This window comes from Oceanobacillus locisalsi, from assembly GCF_042675985.1.
Lineage (GTDB): Bacteria > Bacillota > Bacilli > Bacillales > Amphibacillaceae > Oceanobacillus > Oceanobacillus locisalsi.
In genome coordinates, this window is record NZ_JBHTKK010000002.1 from 106452 (window position 1) to 124165 (window position 17714).

The 17714-nt window shown below is 35.4% G+C and carries 16 protein-coding genes; 15 read left to right on the top strand and 1 reads right to left on the bottom strand.

Features of this window, described 5'->3' with window-relative positions; all coding sequences use genetic code 11:
- Window positions 1-13 precede the first annotated feature (13 nt).
- The 11 genes from ACFQ19_RS02700 to ACFQ19_RS02750 all read left to right on the top strand — a co-directional run bounded on the left by ACFQ19_RS02700 (window position 14) and on the right by ACFQ19_RS02750 (window position 11608).
- Window positions 14-316, top strand: a complete 303-nt coding sequence (locus tag ACFQ19_RS02700) for a PTS fructose transporter subunit IIB (RefSeq protein ID WP_379590435.1) — start codon at window positions 14-16, stop codon at window positions 314-316.
- A 174-nt stretch (window positions 317-490) separates the two neighbouring features.
- Window positions 491-1906 (top strand): PTS galactitol transporter subunit IIC, encoded by a 1416-nt coding sequence (locus tag ACFQ19_RS02705; protein ID WP_379590436.1) that lies wholly within the window; start codon window positions 491-493, stop codon window positions 1904-1906.
- 50 nt (window positions 1907-1956) lie between these two features.
- The gene (locus tag ACFQ19_RS02710) at window positions 1957-3036 is read left to right on the top strand and encodes a galactitol-1-phosphate 5-dehydrogenase (protein ID WP_379590437.1); all 1080 of its coding nucleotides are present in this window, start codon (window positions 1957-1959) and stop codon (window positions 3034-3036) included.
- A 5-nt stretch (window positions 3037-3041) separates the two neighbouring features.
- Complete coding sequence (locus tag ACFQ19_RS02715) at window positions 3042-3734, top strand: L-ribulose-5-phosphate 4-epimerase (RefSeq protein ID WP_379590438.1); 693 nt, start codon at window positions 3042-3044, stop codon at window positions 3732-3734.
- Between the two features lie 79 nt (window positions 3735-3813).
- Complete coding sequence (locus ACFQ19_RS02720; RefSeq protein WP_379590439.1) at window positions 3814-4476, top strand: L-fuculose-phosphate aldolase; 663 nt, start codon at window positions 3814-3816, stop codon at window positions 4474-4476.
- Between the two features lie 837 nt (window positions 4477-5313).
- Complete coding sequence (locus ACFQ19_RS02725; RefSeq protein ID WP_379590441.1) at window positions 5314-5523, top strand: MarR family transcriptional regulator; 210 nt, start codon at window positions 5314-5316, stop codon at window positions 5521-5523.
- Between the two features lie 262 nt (window positions 5524-5785).
- Complete coding sequence (locus tag ACFQ19_RS02730) at window positions 5786-6667, top strand: aldose 1-epimerase family protein (RefSeq protein WP_379590442.1); 882 nt, start codon at window positions 5786-5788, stop codon at window positions 6665-6667.
- A gap of 256 nt (window positions 6668-6923) precedes the next feature.
- Complete coding sequence (locus ACFQ19_RS02735; RefSeq protein WP_379590444.1) at window positions 6924-8291, top strand: alanine/glycine:cation symporter family protein; 1368 nt, start codon at window positions 6924-6926, stop codon at window positions 8289-8291.
- Window positions 8292-8684: 393 nt separating this feature from the next.
- Complete coding sequence (locus ACFQ19_RS02740) at window positions 8685-9518, top strand: sugar phosphate isomerase/epimerase family protein (protein WP_379590446.1); 834 nt, start codon at window positions 8685-8687, stop codon at window positions 9516-9518.
- Between the two features lie 21 nt (window positions 9519-9539).
- Window positions 9540-10481 (top strand): aldo/keto reductase, encoded by a 942-nt coding sequence (locus ACFQ19_RS02745; protein WP_379590447.1) that lies wholly within the window; start codon window positions 9540-9542, stop codon window positions 10479-10481.
- A 215-nt stretch (window positions 10482-10696) separates the two neighbouring features.
- Entirely contained in the window at window positions 10697-11608 is a 912-nt protein-coding gene (locus ACFQ19_RS02750; RefSeq protein ID WP_379590448.1) for an AraC family transcriptional regulator, read from the top strand.
- 198 nt (window positions 11609-11806) lie between these two features.
- On the opposite strand, the gene ACFQ19_RS02755 is transcribed toward ACFQ19_RS02750, so the two are convergent.
- Window positions 11807-12280: a zinc ribbon domain-containing protein gene (locus ACFQ19_RS02755; RefSeq protein ID WP_379590449.1), complete on the bottom strand. Its 474-nt coding sequence runs from the start codon at window positions 12278-12280 to the stop codon at window positions 11807-11809.
- A 553-nt stretch (window positions 12281-12833) separates the two neighbouring features.
- Between ACFQ19_RS02755 and ACFQ19_RS02760 the strand changes: the two genes are divergently transcribed.
- The 4 genes from ACFQ19_RS02760 (at window position 12834) to ACFQ19_RS02775 (ending at window position 17683) form a co-directional block, all read left to right on the top strand.
- Window positions 12834-13865: a Gfo/Idh/MocA family oxidoreductase gene (locus tag ACFQ19_RS02760; RefSeq protein WP_379590450.1), complete on the top strand. Its 1032-nt coding sequence runs from the start codon at window positions 12834-12836 to the stop codon at window positions 13863-13865.
- 141 nt (window positions 13866-14006) lie between these two features.
- Window positions 14007-14915: an AraC family transcriptional regulator gene (locus ACFQ19_RS02765; protein ID WP_379590451.1), complete on the top strand. Its 909-nt coding sequence runs from the start codon at window positions 14007-14009 to the stop codon at window positions 14913-14915.
- 332 nt (window positions 14916-15247) lie between these two features.
- Window positions 15248-16111 (top strand): sugar phosphate isomerase/epimerase family protein, encoded by an 864-nt coding sequence (locus ACFQ19_RS02770; RefSeq protein WP_379590452.1) that lies wholly within the window; start codon window positions 15248-15250, stop codon window positions 16109-16111.
- A 150-nt stretch (window positions 16112-16261) separates the two neighbouring features.
- A complete protein-coding gene (locus ACFQ19_RS02775; protein WP_379590454.1) occupies window positions 16262-17683 on the top strand; it encodes a sugar porter family MFS transporter in 1422 nt (473 codons plus the stop codon).
- Window positions 17684-17714 lie beyond the last annotated feature (31 nt).

A 17714-nucleotide genomic window follows, 5' to 3' on the forward strand; every position in this document is an offset into this window, starting at 1 on the left:
CGAGGGATACATGATGAAAATATTTAAAGTATTATCAATTTGTGGGTCAGGAACAGTAACATCGTCGATGGTGGCATCTAAAATTGAAGATGAGATGGAAGAAAGAGGTATTAAAATTACAACAAATACTGGAAAGCCAACCGAAGCACTTGGCTACGCACAAAGTGGGCAATATGATTTGATTGCTCATACTAGTCCATTGCCAGATGGCGATTATGGAATTCCAACCATCAGTTCTATTAGCTGCTTAACAGGGATGGGAGAAGAAGAATTTTTTGACGAAGTAGAAGAAGCTTTAAGAAAGCTAGGTAACTGATTTGTTGATTCAGTATTTCTAGCAACTGATATTCTTATAAAGAAACATTGGGTAAGTATAGATAATAGTCTTGTCCATAGAGTTTATAAGCTGACATTATATGAGGAAATTATCCTTACAGAATAAAGCTTTCCATGTATTGAGAAAATCGTTTGAAGAAAGGAAGTTAGTAATATGTTAGAAACAATTCAAGCTGTTTTTGATGCTTTTGGTGCTCCGGTATTTGTACCTATCATCATCATTATTATTGCAGCACTATTGAAGGTACCTTTAAAGAAAGCCTTCATGGCTGGTTTGTATGCAGGTATTGGACTCCAGGGCTTTATGTTAGTAATTAATTCATTTACACCAATAATTGCTCCTGTTATCCAGAGCATGGTAGAAACAACAGGTCTAAATTTGCCAGCATTTGATGTCGGTTGGCAGGCAACGTCTATTGTTGCATTTTCTACGCAACCGGGGATGTTATTTCTTGCAGTCGGTTTGATATTACAAACTGTATTATTCTTAGTTAAATGGACAGATGTATTTCAGCCATCTGATTTATGGAATAACTATTCTTATGCAATTTGGGGATCCATGGTTTATATTGTAACAGATAATATGGTATTAGCCTTAGGATGTATGATTTTACTAAATCTGTATAGCTTACTGAATGCGGAAATAATGGCACGCAGATGGTCTACTTATTATGGTTATCCTAATACAACCATAATTGCTATGCATAATATTGAATCTACAATATTTGGAATTGTGATTGACCCACTATTAAATAAATTAGGTTTTAACAAAGTGAAAATTAACCCACAAACATTACAAAAACGATTAGGTGTGTTTGGAGAACCGATAACTTTAGGGTTTTTCCTTGGTACATTTATTGGAATATTGGGAAATATCCAAAGTTTATCATCGATTGATTCATGGGGATCTATCTTGATTACAGGTATTGCAACAAGTGCAGTTATGGCGATATTCCCTAAGGTTGCAGGAATTTTTTCCAATGCATTCACACCAATCACAGATGCTGCAAGAAAATCGACAATGAAACGTGAGAAAGGTTCTAAACGTGAATGGTATTTAGGTATTAACGATGCTGTTGGTTTTGGTGAACCAGCAACATTAACTTCAGGACTTTTACTCATACCTATAATTGTTGCAATGGCTTTAATTCTTCCAGGAAACGAAGTAATTCCAGTGGTGGATTTAATTGCAATTCCATTTATGGTTCAAGGTCTTGTATCTATCACAAATGGAAATATGCTTAAAGTTGTTTTCAACGGAATGATTTGGTTCAGTTTAGGTCTGTATATGTGTACTTATACAGCGTCATTATTCACAGACATTGCAACGGATGTCGGTATTTCGCTTCCAGCTGGAGCATTGTTAATTACCAGTTTTAACATTTTAGGTAAACCATTGATGGGATTAATTTTCCTAGCTTTCTTATCTCAAAGTATTCTTTGGATTACTGTAACAGTGGTCGTGTACTTTATTCTATGGTTCTTATTCAAAAAGAACAAAACAGCTATCTATGATTATTTAGATCGTCAAGCTGTAAAAAATGATCCAGTAGAAACAAACAATACCTGATGGATGAATGAATAAGTCGTAACTCAGGTGGATGAAAGGAATGAAAGACATTGAGAAAAAAAATGAAAGCAGCAGTATTACATTCTTTAGGTGTCATCAAAACAGAAGAGATTGATGTTCCTCAAATTAATGAAGATGAAGTTTTAATTAAGGTGAAATATACAGGAATATGTGGTTCAGATGTACCTCGGGCAATGATTAGCGGAGCCAGAAAATATCCTCTTGTTCTGGGACATGAATTTTCTGGAGTTATTGAAGAAGTTGGTGAAAATGTCACTGAATTAAAACCAGCTGAACGTGTCGTTGTTGCTCCTTTAGTACCCTGTGGAAAATGTGATCATTGTAAAGCTAGCAACTACGGTCTTTGTAACAATTACAATATTATTGGTACAGGAAGTAATGGTGGATTTGCAGAGTATGTAAAAGTTCCACAGGAACATGTGCTGAAAATTGATGATTCTTTGAGTTTTGAGACAGCAGCAGGCATTGAACCGGCTACTATTGGGTATCATGGTTTGCAAAAAGCTAATATTCAGCCTGGTGAGACAGTTGTTATTATGGGCTGCGGTTCTATTGGGCAATTGACAATGCAATGGGCAAAGATTTTTGGTGCATCTACAGTAATTGTTGTCGATATCTTTGATGATAAATTAGAGACAGCTAAAGAACTTGGAGCAGATATCACTATAAATGCTAAAGAAGTGGATGCTGTAGAAATAATCAGGGAAATGACGAATGGAGGAGCAGAGGTTGTTGTTGAAACTGCCGGGACAGTAATTACCCAACAGCAATCCATTTTAATTTCTAAGAAAAAAGGACGCATTGTTTTTCTGGGTATTACCCATAAAGGTCTGGAATTATCCAAAGAGGCGATGAATCATATTATGCGGGGAGAGTTAACAATTCAAGGCTCCTGGAATTCGTATACTCCGCCGTACCCAGGAATTGCATGGAAGGCAACACTTGATTTTATGACTAGTGGCGAGCTTAAATTCAAAGAAATGATATCTCATAAAATTCAAGTAGATGAACTGGGAGATTATCTTAAACAGATGGCAGACCGTACACTAGAATTTAATAAAGTACTCGTATCTTTTGAAGATGAAATAATAAGTTACAAAAGGAGATAGTGAATATGCTAGAGAGATTAAAAGAAGAAGTTTTGGAAGCAAATCTTGGATTACCGAAGCATAATTTAGTTACTTTTACTTGGGGAAACGTCAGTGGTTATGATCCTGAAACGGGTTACGTTGTTATTAAACCAAGTGGTGTAGAATATGAAAAGCTGGCATTAAATGATTTAGTTGTACTTGACTTAGATGGAAATATTATAGAAGGAGATTTGCGTCCATCCTCTGATACCAATACACATTTGATTTTATACAAAGAATTCCCAGAAATCGGTGGTATTGTTCATACGCATTCTACTTGGGCTACCAGTTGGTCACAAGCCAAAAAGGATTTACCTGCATTTGGAACAACGCATGCAGATACATTTTATTCAAAGGTTCCATGTACAAGGAATTTAACAGCTGAAGAAGTAGAGCGTGATTATGAATTAGAGACAGGCAATGTAATTGTAGAAACATTTAAGGAAAAAAATATTAATCCTCTTGAAGTACCAGCAACACTTGTGCACAGTCATGGTCCGTTTGCTTGGGCAAAAACACCGATGAAAGCGTTGGAAAACGCAGTAGTTTTAGAAGAAACATGTCGTATGGCGTTTAATACTTTGATGTTAGATAAGAATACAGGAGAAATAGAACAATATTTACTAGACAAGCATTATTTGCGGAAGCATGGAGAGCAAGCTTATTATGGTCAATAAATATAGCTTGAGATGTGTTATTAAGCGATAGTTGCAAGAAATTTGCTTACTGAATTTATGAAGAAAGGAGGAAATTTGTATGCTGTTAAAAAAAGAAAGACAGCAAATTGTAGAGTATGGAATAAAGCTGATTAAAAGCGGATTGACGACTGGTACAGGTGGAAACATCAGCATTTATAACCCAGAGGAAGAGTTGATGGCAATTAGCCCAAGTGGAATTGATTACTTTCGAACAAACCCTGAAGATATTGTTGTGGCAAAATTATCAGGGGAAATCGCTGATGGTGACAGGAAACCATCTAGTGAATTGAATATGCATCGTATTTTTTATCAGAAGAGAAAAGATATTCGGGCAGTTGTTCATACGCACTCCACATACAGTACAACATTAGCAACCTTACGCTGGAATTTGCCAGCATCGAATTATTATTTAGCTATTGCAGGAGGAAATAATGTTAAATGTGCTGAGTATGCATCATTTGGTACCTGGGATCTTGCAGAGAAGGCTTATGAAGCGATGCAAAATCGATATGCTTGTTTTTTAGCAAATCATGGCTTGTTAACAGGATCTAAAGATTTATCGAATGCTTTTTCCATTGCTGAAGAAATTGAGCGTTGTGCAGAAACGTATTATCGAGCGAAATCAATTGGTGAGCCCGTACTGTTAAGTGATGAAGAGATGGAATTTATGCTGGAGAAATTCCCGACATATGGACAAAAGACATCTCAAATATTGAAGTAAGGTAGTACATTTCAACTGCTGTATTATCTTACAGTTAAATCACATCTAATAATCCGCTCTTTCTCAGATATGGATCGGGTTATTAGAATGTTGATTATGCATCAGGCTGATGAAAAGTTACATTTTCTTTGTTAATATAAATACAGAATTTATATTCGAATAAGTCCCCTAATTCGACCTATAAAAGGACTTACTAATCTTGCAAATGCAAAATTAATGTGATAGTTTCTTTAAAGCAATATTTTTCTATCTCTTTCCGTCCACAAAATCATTGATGTGATATTCATTCAGCCCCAAAAAGACAGCTTTATCGGTCATGAGCTTCAAGATATTTCTCTGATTTGCTATTCTAAACGAAAATACAGCATGAATCCGCTTATGTGTACCTTTTTCGAGTAGAAAAGCTATAATGATTAATTTATATGGCTATGGCTACTGCGATATATGGTCGAGATATGGGAAATCTAACAGAATCAAGACAAACCTGTCACGTTACCGTTTGTTGTCCTAATTGTTCTATATCATGGCAATATAAATGACGTGTTGCTGTTTCATTCAGTAATTTTTTACCTCAAGACTTGAGAAATATGTACCTGAATTGCCTATATGATGTATCTAATTAACAAGATAAAGATGTGCAATTGAATGTGTTCTTGCGAATCGTCCTGCTGGTATCCAAGTCGTATTGAATATCATTTATCAAGACGTCGATTATCGAGACTTCCCTATTTTTCTATCTAACTACACTTTTCCAAGCCCTTTACAGCAACTCACTTAAAAAATTAAATTAACTAAATCACTTATTTTAAATAAAATTCGTACCTTTGAACCGATATCATGAGAAAAATAGTAAAAGAAACAAAACTTACTCCTCCGACAGTCAGCAGTATTGTCAAGGAATTAATTGAGAAGGGGTTTGTTATTGAAAAGGAGCTGGGGGCTTCTCAAGACGGGAGAAAACCAACCTTGCTCTACGTGAACAGCAGTGCGTTTTATGTCGTGGGAGTAGGCGCAGGACTAGAAACAATCCGCGGAAGCTATCTATGAACCTGCGATAGCAAGTGAACAAGAATATATTGAGTTTTTTCAAGAAATTGCGGAAATCACAGGCATTGGTTTGACCAATTTAATTCATGTTTTGAAACCGGATAAAATGCATACGCATCAGGAATACGATGCCATTATTTATGATTTAGATTCCACCTACAGGTATGAGTAATTCAGGTAGACACTTCATTTACTGCATTTTAAGATAAAATATAGATATAGTCTCTTATCAACTCTTTAATTTCAGAAAGGATGAAGCAAATTGGAAAAAATAATCGAAAATGATTGGTTAAAAGTTGAGGTAGAAAGCAAGGGAGCAGAAATACGTGCAGTAGAACATAAAAAGAATAATTTAAATTATATGTGGACAGGTGACAGTGCTTATTGGGGGCGCGTTGCACCAGTATTATTTCCAATTGTTGGACAATTAAAAGGAGATCAATATCAAGTAGATGGAGAAAAATATAACATGTCTCAGCACGGATTCTTAAGAGATGTTGAATTTGTGCTAAGCTCCCATTCAAAGGAGTATGTTTCTTTTGAGATAGCTTCGGAGGGACATTTTCAAGATGTTTATCCATATGAATTTAAAGTGACAATTACGTATACACTTCATCGGGATGCTCTAACAGTTGATTGGAAAATAGAGAACAAAAATAGGGAAGAGATGTATTTTTCGGTTGGTGCACATCCTGCTTTTCGCATTCCTCTTGTCGAAAATGAAGGATTAAAAGATTACCAATTGAAATTTAAACCAGCTCCAAATAAAGATGTAGTAGAATATGGGCTGGAAAATGCTTTAGTTTCTGAAAAAGGAATACTTAATCAGCTTCCTGATATTACACTTCAGCCGGATTTATTTGCCAATGATGCAATCATATATAGTAATATTGATAGCATAGAACTTACTTCCATAAAGTCTGGTTACGGTGTAGAGATAGTGTTCCCTGGCTTTCCCTTTGTAGGAATCTGGTCTAAATATAATATAGAAAATAATACAATAGCGCCCTTTGTCTGTGTGGAACCTTGGTATGGAATTGCGGATATACATGATACTACAGGTGATTTAAAAGAAAAATTTGGCGTGAATCGATTAGATGCCAATGATGTTTTTCAAAAGGCATATTCGATAACGTTTAAATAAAATAATTGAACATAACGGGAATCCCCAACTAAAGGAAATTTCACTTTATCATAAGAGGAAACAAAAAATGCATGAATAAGCATCCAGCTTTATTTCATGCGTTTTTGTATAATATTATACGTTTAGTATCGGGTAACTTTCCATTTTTTCAATTTCTCATAGCTTTTTTACTTCTATTCATGTAAAATAAATACAATTACTTTTTGTTACATTATTGTGAAAAAACAGACTTTAAAACAAAGGGGGATTGAAGAGAATGGAAAGAGTACAGGTGATTGTTGATGCGATTAATAGTGCAGTATGGGGACCGGTTACACTCATATTGATTGTAGGGACAGGGATCTTTTTAACTTTTCGACTCGGCTTTATACAGGTAAGAGAATTGCCTTACGCACTTAAGTTAACTTTTAAAAAAGGTGATAAAAGCCAAAAAGGGGATATATCCCATTTCCAGTCATTGATGATTGCTATGGCAGCAACGCTCGGGATAGGTAATATGACCGGCGTGGCTTCCGCTATATTGCTCGGTGGAGTAGGTGCTTTATTTTGGATGTGGCTGGCTGCTTTTTTTGGTATGGCTACGAAATATGGGGAAGCCATTTTAGCTGTGAAGTATCGTACCGTGAACCATAAAGGAGAAATTTCCGGCGGGCCGATGTATTATATTGAAAAAGGTTTAGGATGGAGATGGCTGGCTGTCTTATTTGCAATGTTCGGTTTTCTGGCATCCTTTGGAATAGGGAATATGACACAATCAAATACTGTTGCCGGTTCCTTGCAAGCTACTTTTAATATTAACCCATGGGTTACTGGTATCGTATTGATGTTGCTTACAGCTTTAGTTTTGCTTGGTGGAATTAAAGGAATTGGAAGGGTTACTGCCATATTTGTACCTTTTTTGGCTTTATTCTATCTAATCGGCGGACTTATCATTGTGGTTTTAAATATTACCGAAGTTCCTGCTGCGTTTGCTGTGATTTTTGAAGCAGCATTTAACCCGGAAGCTGTCGGCGGCGGAGCTATTGGTTTAGCGATTCGATATGGTATTGCCCGGGGGGTTTTCTCCAATGAAGCTGGCCTTGGATCGGCTCCAATTGCAGCGGCGGCAGCGAAGACGGATTATCCTGGAAGACAAGCGTTGGTATCCATGACGGGAACATTTCTGGATACGATTGTTGTTTGTACCATTACAGGCCTTGTTATCGTGATGAGCGGGCTTCATTTACAATTTGGCGGAGATGCAGCACCGGTGATTACTGGAGAAGCATTTGACTTTTTCTTGCCGGGAGTAGGTAACTATATTGTTGTATTCGGCCTTATTTTCTTTGCTTATTCAACTATTCTTGGCTGGTCTTATTATGGAGAGAAATGTTTCGGTTATATTTTTGGTGATCGAAATACCATCTATTATAAAATTATCTTTTGTCTTATTGTATTGTTTGGTGCGGTTCAGTCAGTGCAATTAGTATGGGATATTGCAGACATTTTCAATGGATTAATGGCAGCTCCTAACTTGATAGCGCTTTGTTTATTATCAAGCGTGATTGTATCAGAAACAAATAAGTTTAGAGAGGTACGGAAAAAAGAGAAAGAGGAAGAAAAGGAGCGGAAGTTGGCTAGTTAACAGCTACAGTTATAAGTGTTGAATGATAAATTGATAGTAATTTTTTACCGGCCATATAAATGAAAAAAACTATAGTAAAATCAATGAGTACAAGAAGTGACTTCTAGAGCTGTGGGAGTCACTTTTTATTATTAATATTTAAGTTAACTTGATTTGTAATCCTTATAATCATATTGGCACTATAATACAAAAAAGAGGCATCAAATTATAAATATTTATCCTGTTTTTTGATTTAAACTAAAAAATAACAATAAATTAACAATAAGATAACAATAACTTATTTTAATTTTTATGTTAAAAATTTCTTTAACAATAATGCAAGCGCTTTAAATAAAATGTATTATTGGGCTTAAAAGTGATATTTTGCTTATTGTCTACAAGGAGGGCGAAAAAATGAAACTCTGTTACAACCAAGCTACAACATTAGAGAATTCCAATCTTGCCAAAGATCTCGAATACTGTGAAAAGCATGGCTACGACTATATCGAAATACGCACGATGGATAAATTACCGGAATACTTACAGGAGCATTCGATGGAAGAATTACAAGATTATTTTCAAAGCCACCATATTAAACCCATTGCTTTAAATGCGCTGGTATATTTTAATAACCGCGAGGGCGAGGAACAAGTCATCGAAGAATTTAAAACGATGGTGGATAATGCAAGTAAGCTAGGAGCTGCTTATGTGGTCGTGGTGCCGTTAGTAACTGATCAAGCGCTTCTTAAGGAGGATATTAAAACGAGTGCAGTCAACATGTTGAACCAATTCGCGGATATAGCAGAAGTACAAGACGTGAAGGTGGCATTGGAATTTGTTGGACATCCGGAATGTACAATCAATACCTTTGAACAGGCTTATGATATTATTGATACGGTAGATAGAAAAAGTGTTGGTTTAGTATTTGACTGTTTTCACTTTCATGCAATGAATTCAGATTTTGAATTTTTGAAGAAGGCGGATGGAGAGAAAATCTTTATTTTACATATTGATGATACAGAGGATTATCCTGTCGGAGTACTTCGAGACGAGCACCGTGTCTGGCCGGGTGAAGGTATCATTGATTTGGAGAAGTTATTGGAGACAGTAAAAGAGATTGGTTACAAAGAAGATATTGTTTCTGTTGAATTGTTCCGTCCGGAGTATTATCAAATGCCTGCGGAGGAAGTGATTCGAAAAGCAAAAGAAACGACACTGGAATCTATCGCAACTAGCATTCATTCATAGATTAGATGAGGAGGAGTATACATGGTACAAAAAGTGCAGATTGCAAAAACAGATTTAGTTGTTAACCCAATCGGATTAGGTACTAATGCAGTTGGAGGTCATAATTTATACCCGAATCTTAAGGACGAACAAGGAATGGATATGGTTCGAGATGCCATCAATCATGGCGTCGATTTTTTAGATACTGCTTTTATTTATGGACCAGGTTATTCGGAAGAGTTAGTAGGAAAAGTTGTCAAAGATATGGGCAAACGTCAAGATGTAGTGATTGCGACAAAGGCTGCTCATAAGTTTGTAGATGGAGGGGTACAGTTTGATAATTCCCCGGCATTTTTAAAACAAACTGTAGATGATGCATTAAACCGCATGCAAACAGATTATATTGATTTATTTTATATCCACAATCCGGATGAAAATACGCCTAAAGATGAGGCCGTTGGTTCATTGAAAGAATTAAAGGATGCAGGGAAAATTCGGTCGATTGGTGTTTCCAATTTTTCATTGGATCAATTAAAAGAGGCAAACAAAGATGGATATGTTGACGTCGTCCAAGATTTATATAATTTGATCCAACGAGATGCAGAGCAAACATTTTTTGATTACACAAAAGAAAATGATATCTCCTTTATTCCATTTTTCCCGCTTGCTTCTGGATTATTAGCAGGCAAATATAATGAAAATACGACGTTTCCGGAGGGGGATTTACGTAATGGTTTTGATCATTTTCAAGGAGAGGCATTCCGTAAGAACCTTGCTAGGATAGAGAAGCTGCGAGAGATTGCTATAGCTAAACAGGTGGAAATTCCTCATTTAGTATTAGCTTGGTATTTGGCTAATGATGCCATCGATATCGTTATTCCTGGAGCAAAGAATGGCTCACAAGTGCAAAATAATTTACAAACATTAGATGTTGCTATTTCAGATGAAGAGTATAAAGCAATTAGTGATATTTTTGCTTTATAAGCTGCTGGATGAAATAAACGGCTGTTACTTATCAATTAGGTAACAGCTTCTGTTTGTTCTTATATAAAAGGATAGAAATCTTGTTATCAAAATGAACCGTGATATTTTTAAATTTGCTTGACGACACTTGAATCCAGTTGCTATTAAAACGTTTCTTGTCTTTTTATTATGTGCTCCAGATCTTTTTGACTGAATGGGAAAGGTTGTATAAAAGGATGAAAAATCTATTTGAAGGAAAAAAAGATTTAAATAAATATGTTACTTCTATTTCAATATATGGAGCGGAATTTCGAGTTTACTATTGGGGCGGGTGGCAGCGTCATTTTGGTACTAAAGCGCATGTACACAGCTTTTTTGAAGTATCTTATGTCCTTGGGGGAACTGGCAAATACCAGGAAAGAGAGGTTAGTTACTCACTGGCTCCGCACTCCCTTATTTTGACGCGGCCTAATCATGAACATAAACTTTCCAGTGAAAAAGGAATGTATTATTTATATTTTGCATTTGAATTAAAAGAAAGTGAATCAGTTAATGAATGGAGGAACTATATACAAGATTTACAGCAAGAAGCGCAGCCTGTCATCCATTCTCAAGCAGAAACGATCCATTCTTATTTATGGAAAGCCCTCTATCAGTCTGCGATAGATGTAGAACATAGATGGAAAGAAGACATGCTTAAACAACTTGCTTCTAATTTATTGCCTGCTATATTCGATTCCTTTTACCCATTACCAAAACAGGAATCCGGTTTAAAAGATGATGATGATTTTGATGAAAGAAAGGTTTTAGTCTATCGAGTGAATCTCTATATAAAGGACAATCTGCAAAAAAATCTCAAAATATCAGAGGTTGCAGATGATTTTTATGTTTCTAAGCGCCATTTATCCCGTTTAGTCAGAGCGGAGACTGGGAAGACATTCACAGAAATTTTACAGGAAGAACGTCTTAGTTTGGCTACGGAATATTTACGAGGGACCAACATGTCGATTAAGGACATTGCAAGAGAATGTGGGTTTTCCAGCCTGCACTATTTTACAAAAGTATTTACGCAAATTATACGAACTCCTCCTGCTAAATATAGAAAAATATATCAAAGTACATTAGAAACTGAATTTAAAGAAAACTAGTCAAGTTAATAAAAACCTTCATTTTATAGATTTTTAGCCATTGTTGTTCGTTTGATCCAATTTAATACAGATGATAATGAAAATGGTTAGCTCCGTATTTTCTCTGTGATTCCCCTGACTAACATGTCATAGCGATCATATTAACTTGGTAAAATTATTGTTTGAACATCCGCATGCAGAAAACCCCATAGACGGTTATTATTCTATGGGAGAACTTTTTCTTTGCCAATATTTAAGTTTAGGAAGGTTTTCTTTCAGCATCATTCGTACTTGATTTTCTTGATATGCAGGATTGATTTGAAGCATATTTTTCACACATTCATCAACTAGTTCATCAAAATTATCTTCATTATATTGATGGACTCCTTCTAGAAAACACCATTTGCAAAAGTCTTCGTTGAAATGACCATTTTCATCTTTACTAATGTATTTATCTTCTTCCAGAGGAATTCCGCATACTTGACAGATAAGTGCTCTAGGCGATCCTAAAAGTGTATTAATTGAAATATTAAAAGTCTTTGAAATCAGTTTAAGCGTTTCAATATTCGGTTCAGTCTCCCCATTTTCCCATCTACTGATAGCCTGTCTTGTGATCATTAACTTTTCAGCCATCTCATGCTGAGTTAGGTTATGAGTAATTCGTAAATCTTTTAATCCTTTATTTATTTCCATAGTGATGCCTCCTTCTTCTTTCTTAACATAAGTATACTATTTCAATAGACAAATAAAAGCAACTAACAGTGGCATGGACAAAAATTCTCTCACTTCAAAATAGAAAGTAAAAATAACCTATTTGTTTTAGTTATGAATATAAATTCGCTTTCTGTGTGTCCTAAAAATGCAAAAGAATGGCTGAATTATGCAAATACAATTCTAATTACTTTCTCTATAATATACCAATACACATGATTACTTGATGGGTATATATTTGTCATCTATTAGTTACCAATTTTAAATTAATAATCGATTTCAAGTAGAAAGACAGTATATTCTTAGTAAAAAGAAACGTACCACTTATTAATAAAAGATATGAATTTCTTTTATATAGTCTTTGAAATTGGAAGGGTCTGCTTTTGGTTTTGTGAACAAGAGTGAGGTAATTTTTTTATAAAAAGAAAGCGCATTCAATTTAATATAATGTTTTTCAATACGAAAAGATTTCATAAGTGGTATTTCTGAAAGTAATCAATATGTTAATCCAATATATGAAGGGTAGGTCACTTTTATGGTATTAAGAATAGGGATTATTGGAACAGGAGCAATTGGTCAGGATCATATCCATCGAATCACGTATTCTCTGACCGGTGGTGAAATTGTTGCTGTAACGGATGTAAACAGTGAACAGGCGCATGCAGTTGTAGAACGCGAAGGTCTTCAAGCGAAGGTGTATGAAAACGGTCATGATTTGATTCAAGCGAATGAGGTAGATGCATTATTAGTCACATCTTGGGGACCGACGCACGAAGAGTTTGTGCTTTCATCTATTGCAGCTGGGAAGCCTGTTTTTTGTGAAAAACCGCTTGCTACAACAGCTGAAGGTTGTAAGAAAATTGTTGAAGCGGAAATAGAATATGGGAAGCAACTGGTACAGGTAGGGTTTATGAGACGGTTTGACAAAGGATATCGTACACTGAAACAGGCTGTCGAAAATAATAAAGTTGGTAGACCATTGATGTTACATTGTGCACACAGAGCACCTTCTGTTACAAATTTTAATGGGGATATGGCAATTACGGATTCTTTTGTGCATGAAATTGATGTTTTAAGGTGGTTGATTCAGGATGATTATGTTTCTACACAAGTTATCCAGCCAAGAAGAACAAATCTCGCTGAGGAGGGATTGCAAGACCCAATTATTATCTTATTAGAAACAAAGAAAGGAATTCGGATTGATACAGAAATTTTTGTTAACTGCCAATATGGATATGATATCCAATGTCAAGTTGTTGGAGAGACAGGTATAGCTAATTTACCAGAACCGTTGAGCATCCAAACACGTAGTCAGGCTAAACTTTCTACAGATATTCTAGTGAATTGGAAAGAACGTTTTATGGAAGCATATGATGTCGAACTACAAGAGTGGATCAATTCTACAGTAAAAGGTGAAGTCCACGGTCCGTCTGCATGGGATGGCTATGTAGTAGCAGTAACAACGGATGCAAGCATTGAAGCTCGAAAAACAGGAGAAATCATTCCAATAGAAATGCCAGAACAGCCTGCTTTTTATCAACACGCTAACACAAAATATACTGTTTAAGGTTTAGAAAAGAAAAAATATTAGCTTATATTTTTTAACCTCCTTATTCAGCGGATATTTTCCTTCTATGTTTTAAGATGATGAAGTATCAAATAATGTATATAAGAAATATATCTTAAATAGAAAGAGGAGGAATTTTATTTGGATTTATATAAATTTGTTTCGGGGAAAAAAGTGTTAAATCAAAATGCTCACCATTTAGTGTTAAACGAAGCGGCATTTCATGTTCATTATTGGGGAGTAGTACCAAAACATTATAATACTTCTTTGCACAAACATTCTTTTTTGGAAATTTGCTATGTAATGGGTGGAGAAGGCATTTATCTAGAGAAAGACTGTGTATATACACTGTATAAAGATACTATCTTCTTTTCAAGACCTGAAGTATTGCATCAAATCAAAAGTGAAGAAGGGTTAGAGCTTGTATATGTTGCATTTGAACTAATTGAATCGGAATCAAGTGAAGCTTGGACGGATATGATGGAGAAAGTGAAGCGTTGTCAACAATCTGTTATCGAGATGCAGGAAGATACCTCAGCTAATCTTCTCTGGAGAGCGTTACTTATTGAAGCAATGAAACCAAAAAACGATTTTACGGAAAATATGTTATCTAATATAGCTGCTTCACTTATTATCTCTTTATTGCAAATGTTTGCTCCTAATACGCAAGCGAATAGTCAAATAGATATTTCTGAAAGTTCCTCTTCTTTGCTTACTCAAGCAAAATTATTTATTAAAGATAATTTTGCTAATGATTTAAAGCTTTCGCATGTTGCAAATCATCTACACATATCAGGGAGACACTTGTCTCGGGTATTTGTATCAGAATTAGGTGTTAATTTCTCCAAATATGTTCAAAAAGAACGAATGAAGCGAGCTGCAACATTATTAAAAACAACTGATTTATCTATCAAAGATATTGCTAGAGAAACAGGATTTATCGATATACATTATTTTACAAGAGTCTTTACCGATACGATGCGAGAGCCTCCAGGTCGTTTTCGGACACTGTATATGGACTCTGAAAAAGTAATATACACGGATAAATAGATTGTAGTATAGCTTATCATTTGTATAGAAAAGGAGATGAATATGTCTTTAAAATCCAAAAATAATACAAAAGTAGTCTGGATAATATAAAGACATGCATCATTTATTATCTTATAATGACAACTGTTAATCACTTTTTGGTTACTTTTTGGTTGCTTTTTAGTTATCTTGAGATGTTGTTTTATTTATTTGAAAAAATAATCAATGAATATGAGGAGGTAAGTAAACATCACTCATTTGGAATGAAAGGAGGGCAGTGTTTCATTAAGTATAAAATGTAGTTTCGAAATGATAACGCTTTAATATATTTAATATAAAAGGAGATGAATAACATGCGTTTAGCATATGATCCATCACACTATCGGGATAATACCAATTTGCGAGATACAATTGAGAATGTTGCTAGATTAGGTTATGAGTATGTAGAGTTATCACCTCGTCAAGATTTTATCTGGTTTAATGAATATCCGAAAGTTGATAAGCATTTGATTAAAGATTTAAAGAGATATTGCTCAGATGCCGGTGTGAAAATTTCCTCTGTACTTCCGGTTCAGCAATGGTCTTCTCCTATAGAAGAAGTGAGGGAAGCAGCAGTGAGGAATTGGAAGCGCTGTATTGAGATCACCTCGGAATTAGGTGTCGATTTAATGAATACGGAATTTGCAGGAGATAAAACACGTCCAATAGAAAGTGAAGCAGCATTTGTGAAATCAATGGATGAGCTTATGCCAATTTTTGAAAAAGAAGGGATACGTTTAAATTTGCAATCGCATCCCCATGATTTTATTGAGTTAAATACGGAAGCAGTCCGTATGATCCGTGCATTGGATAGAGATTGGATCAAATTGGTCTATTCTGTGCCTCATGCTTTCTTTTATGATGATGGTATTGGGGACGTAGAGCAGCATTTGGAGGAAGCTGGTGATTTACTGGATCATATATTAATTGCAGATACGCTTAATCATAAAGCGGCATTTGGTTTGCGCTATATTGTAAATCCCCCAGGTGCTAATGTAACAGTTCACCAACATTTGAATCCTGGTGAAGGAGAAGTAGATTTTGATGTGTTGTACAAGAAATTAAGAGAAATGAAGTTTGATGGTATTGTAACAAATGCGGTATTTTCTTATCCTGATCGGCCTGAATGGTCTAATGAAGTAACTTTAAAATCTATTAAAGAAGGTTTAAACCTTTAATTACTTAAACTCTACTAAAGTTTAAAAGAGATTTATCAAAGTTTTATTCAGTCGGGAGAGAAGACCCGACTGAATGAAGTTTTACCTTATTATTGTAAGCGCAAACAAAATTAAAAAAGGTGGGAGAGAAGGAAAGTTCCTTCATCATTTATGTTAAATAATAATCGCTCATATATTGTATTTATCGCAATGGTAGCTTCTTTAGGAGGACTTCTTTTCGGGTACGACACGGCAGTAATTGCCGGTGCAGAACAATCTATTCAATTGTATCTGATTGATAGTCTAGGATTAGGGTCGTTAGCTCATGGATTTACTGTTTCCAGTGCCTTGGTAGGGTGTATCTTAGGTGCATTGCTATCCGGATGGTTATCTAATGGAATCGGACGACGTAATACGCTTGTTATTGCAGCTATTTTATTTTTCCTATCCGCATTGGGATCTGCTTACCCGGAATTAATCTTTTTCACGGCAGGAGAGCCAAGTCATGCATTATTAGCTACATTTAATTTTTATCGAATCATTGGCGGTGTCGGAGTTGGTTTAGCATCAGCGATAGCACCAGTTTACATTAGTGAAATGAGCCCTGCAAATATCAGGGGGAAGATGGTAATTATTTATAATATGGCTGTTGTATTTGGACAAACAGTTGTATATATCGTTAACTGGGCAATTGCTAATGGTCAAACCGCGGCATGGATAAATGATACAGGCTGGAGGTTTATGTTTGCCTCGGAATTAATTCCAGCTGCATTGTTCTTCCTACTGCTGCTATTTATCCCAGAAACACCTAGATATCTAGCTTTAAATCATGACTATGATAAGGCTTATAATATATTAGAAAAACTAAATGGTTCCAAACAAATAGCTAGCGAAACACTACAAGATATAAAAACATCATTAGAAACCAAAACAGAAAAAGTTGGACTATTTTATTATGGTAAACGCGTTTTAATTGTTGGTATGACGATTGCAATGTTATGTCAGTTTATCGGTATAAATATTATTCTGTATTATGCGCCACGTATTTTTGAAAGTCTTGGTGCAGGTCAATCAGCTGCGATGCTGCAAACGATATTTGTTGGGGCTATTGGCATTGTCGTTTCATTTATTGCTATTTGGCTTATTGAAAGACAAGGCAGAAAATTCCTGTTGATGTTCGGTGCTGCAGGGTGTGCCATTTGTTTAAGCGCAGTATCTATCCTTTTCTTTGCAGGAATTGAAGGAGTAAGTACATTACTATTTATTCTAGGATTTGTTGCTATATTCCAAATGACTTGGGGACCAGTTGCTTGGGTGATGGTTTCAGAGATTTTTCCAAATAAAATCAGAGGAAAAGCTGTTGCAATTTCAGTTATGCTACTGTGGACTGCTAACTGGATAGCTTCTACGACTTTCCCGCCGTTAAATGATATGTTTGGTCCTGGAGCATTTCTCATTTATGGGTTGATAAGTACGTTTGCTTTCTTCTTCATGTGGAAATTTGTTCCTGAGACAAAGAATAAATCGTTAGAAGAAATTGAAGAAATATGGACTGGTAAGAAAAATGATAACCTGAAAAATCAGATAAATTAAATATTAGGAATGAATAAAATATACAAGGAGT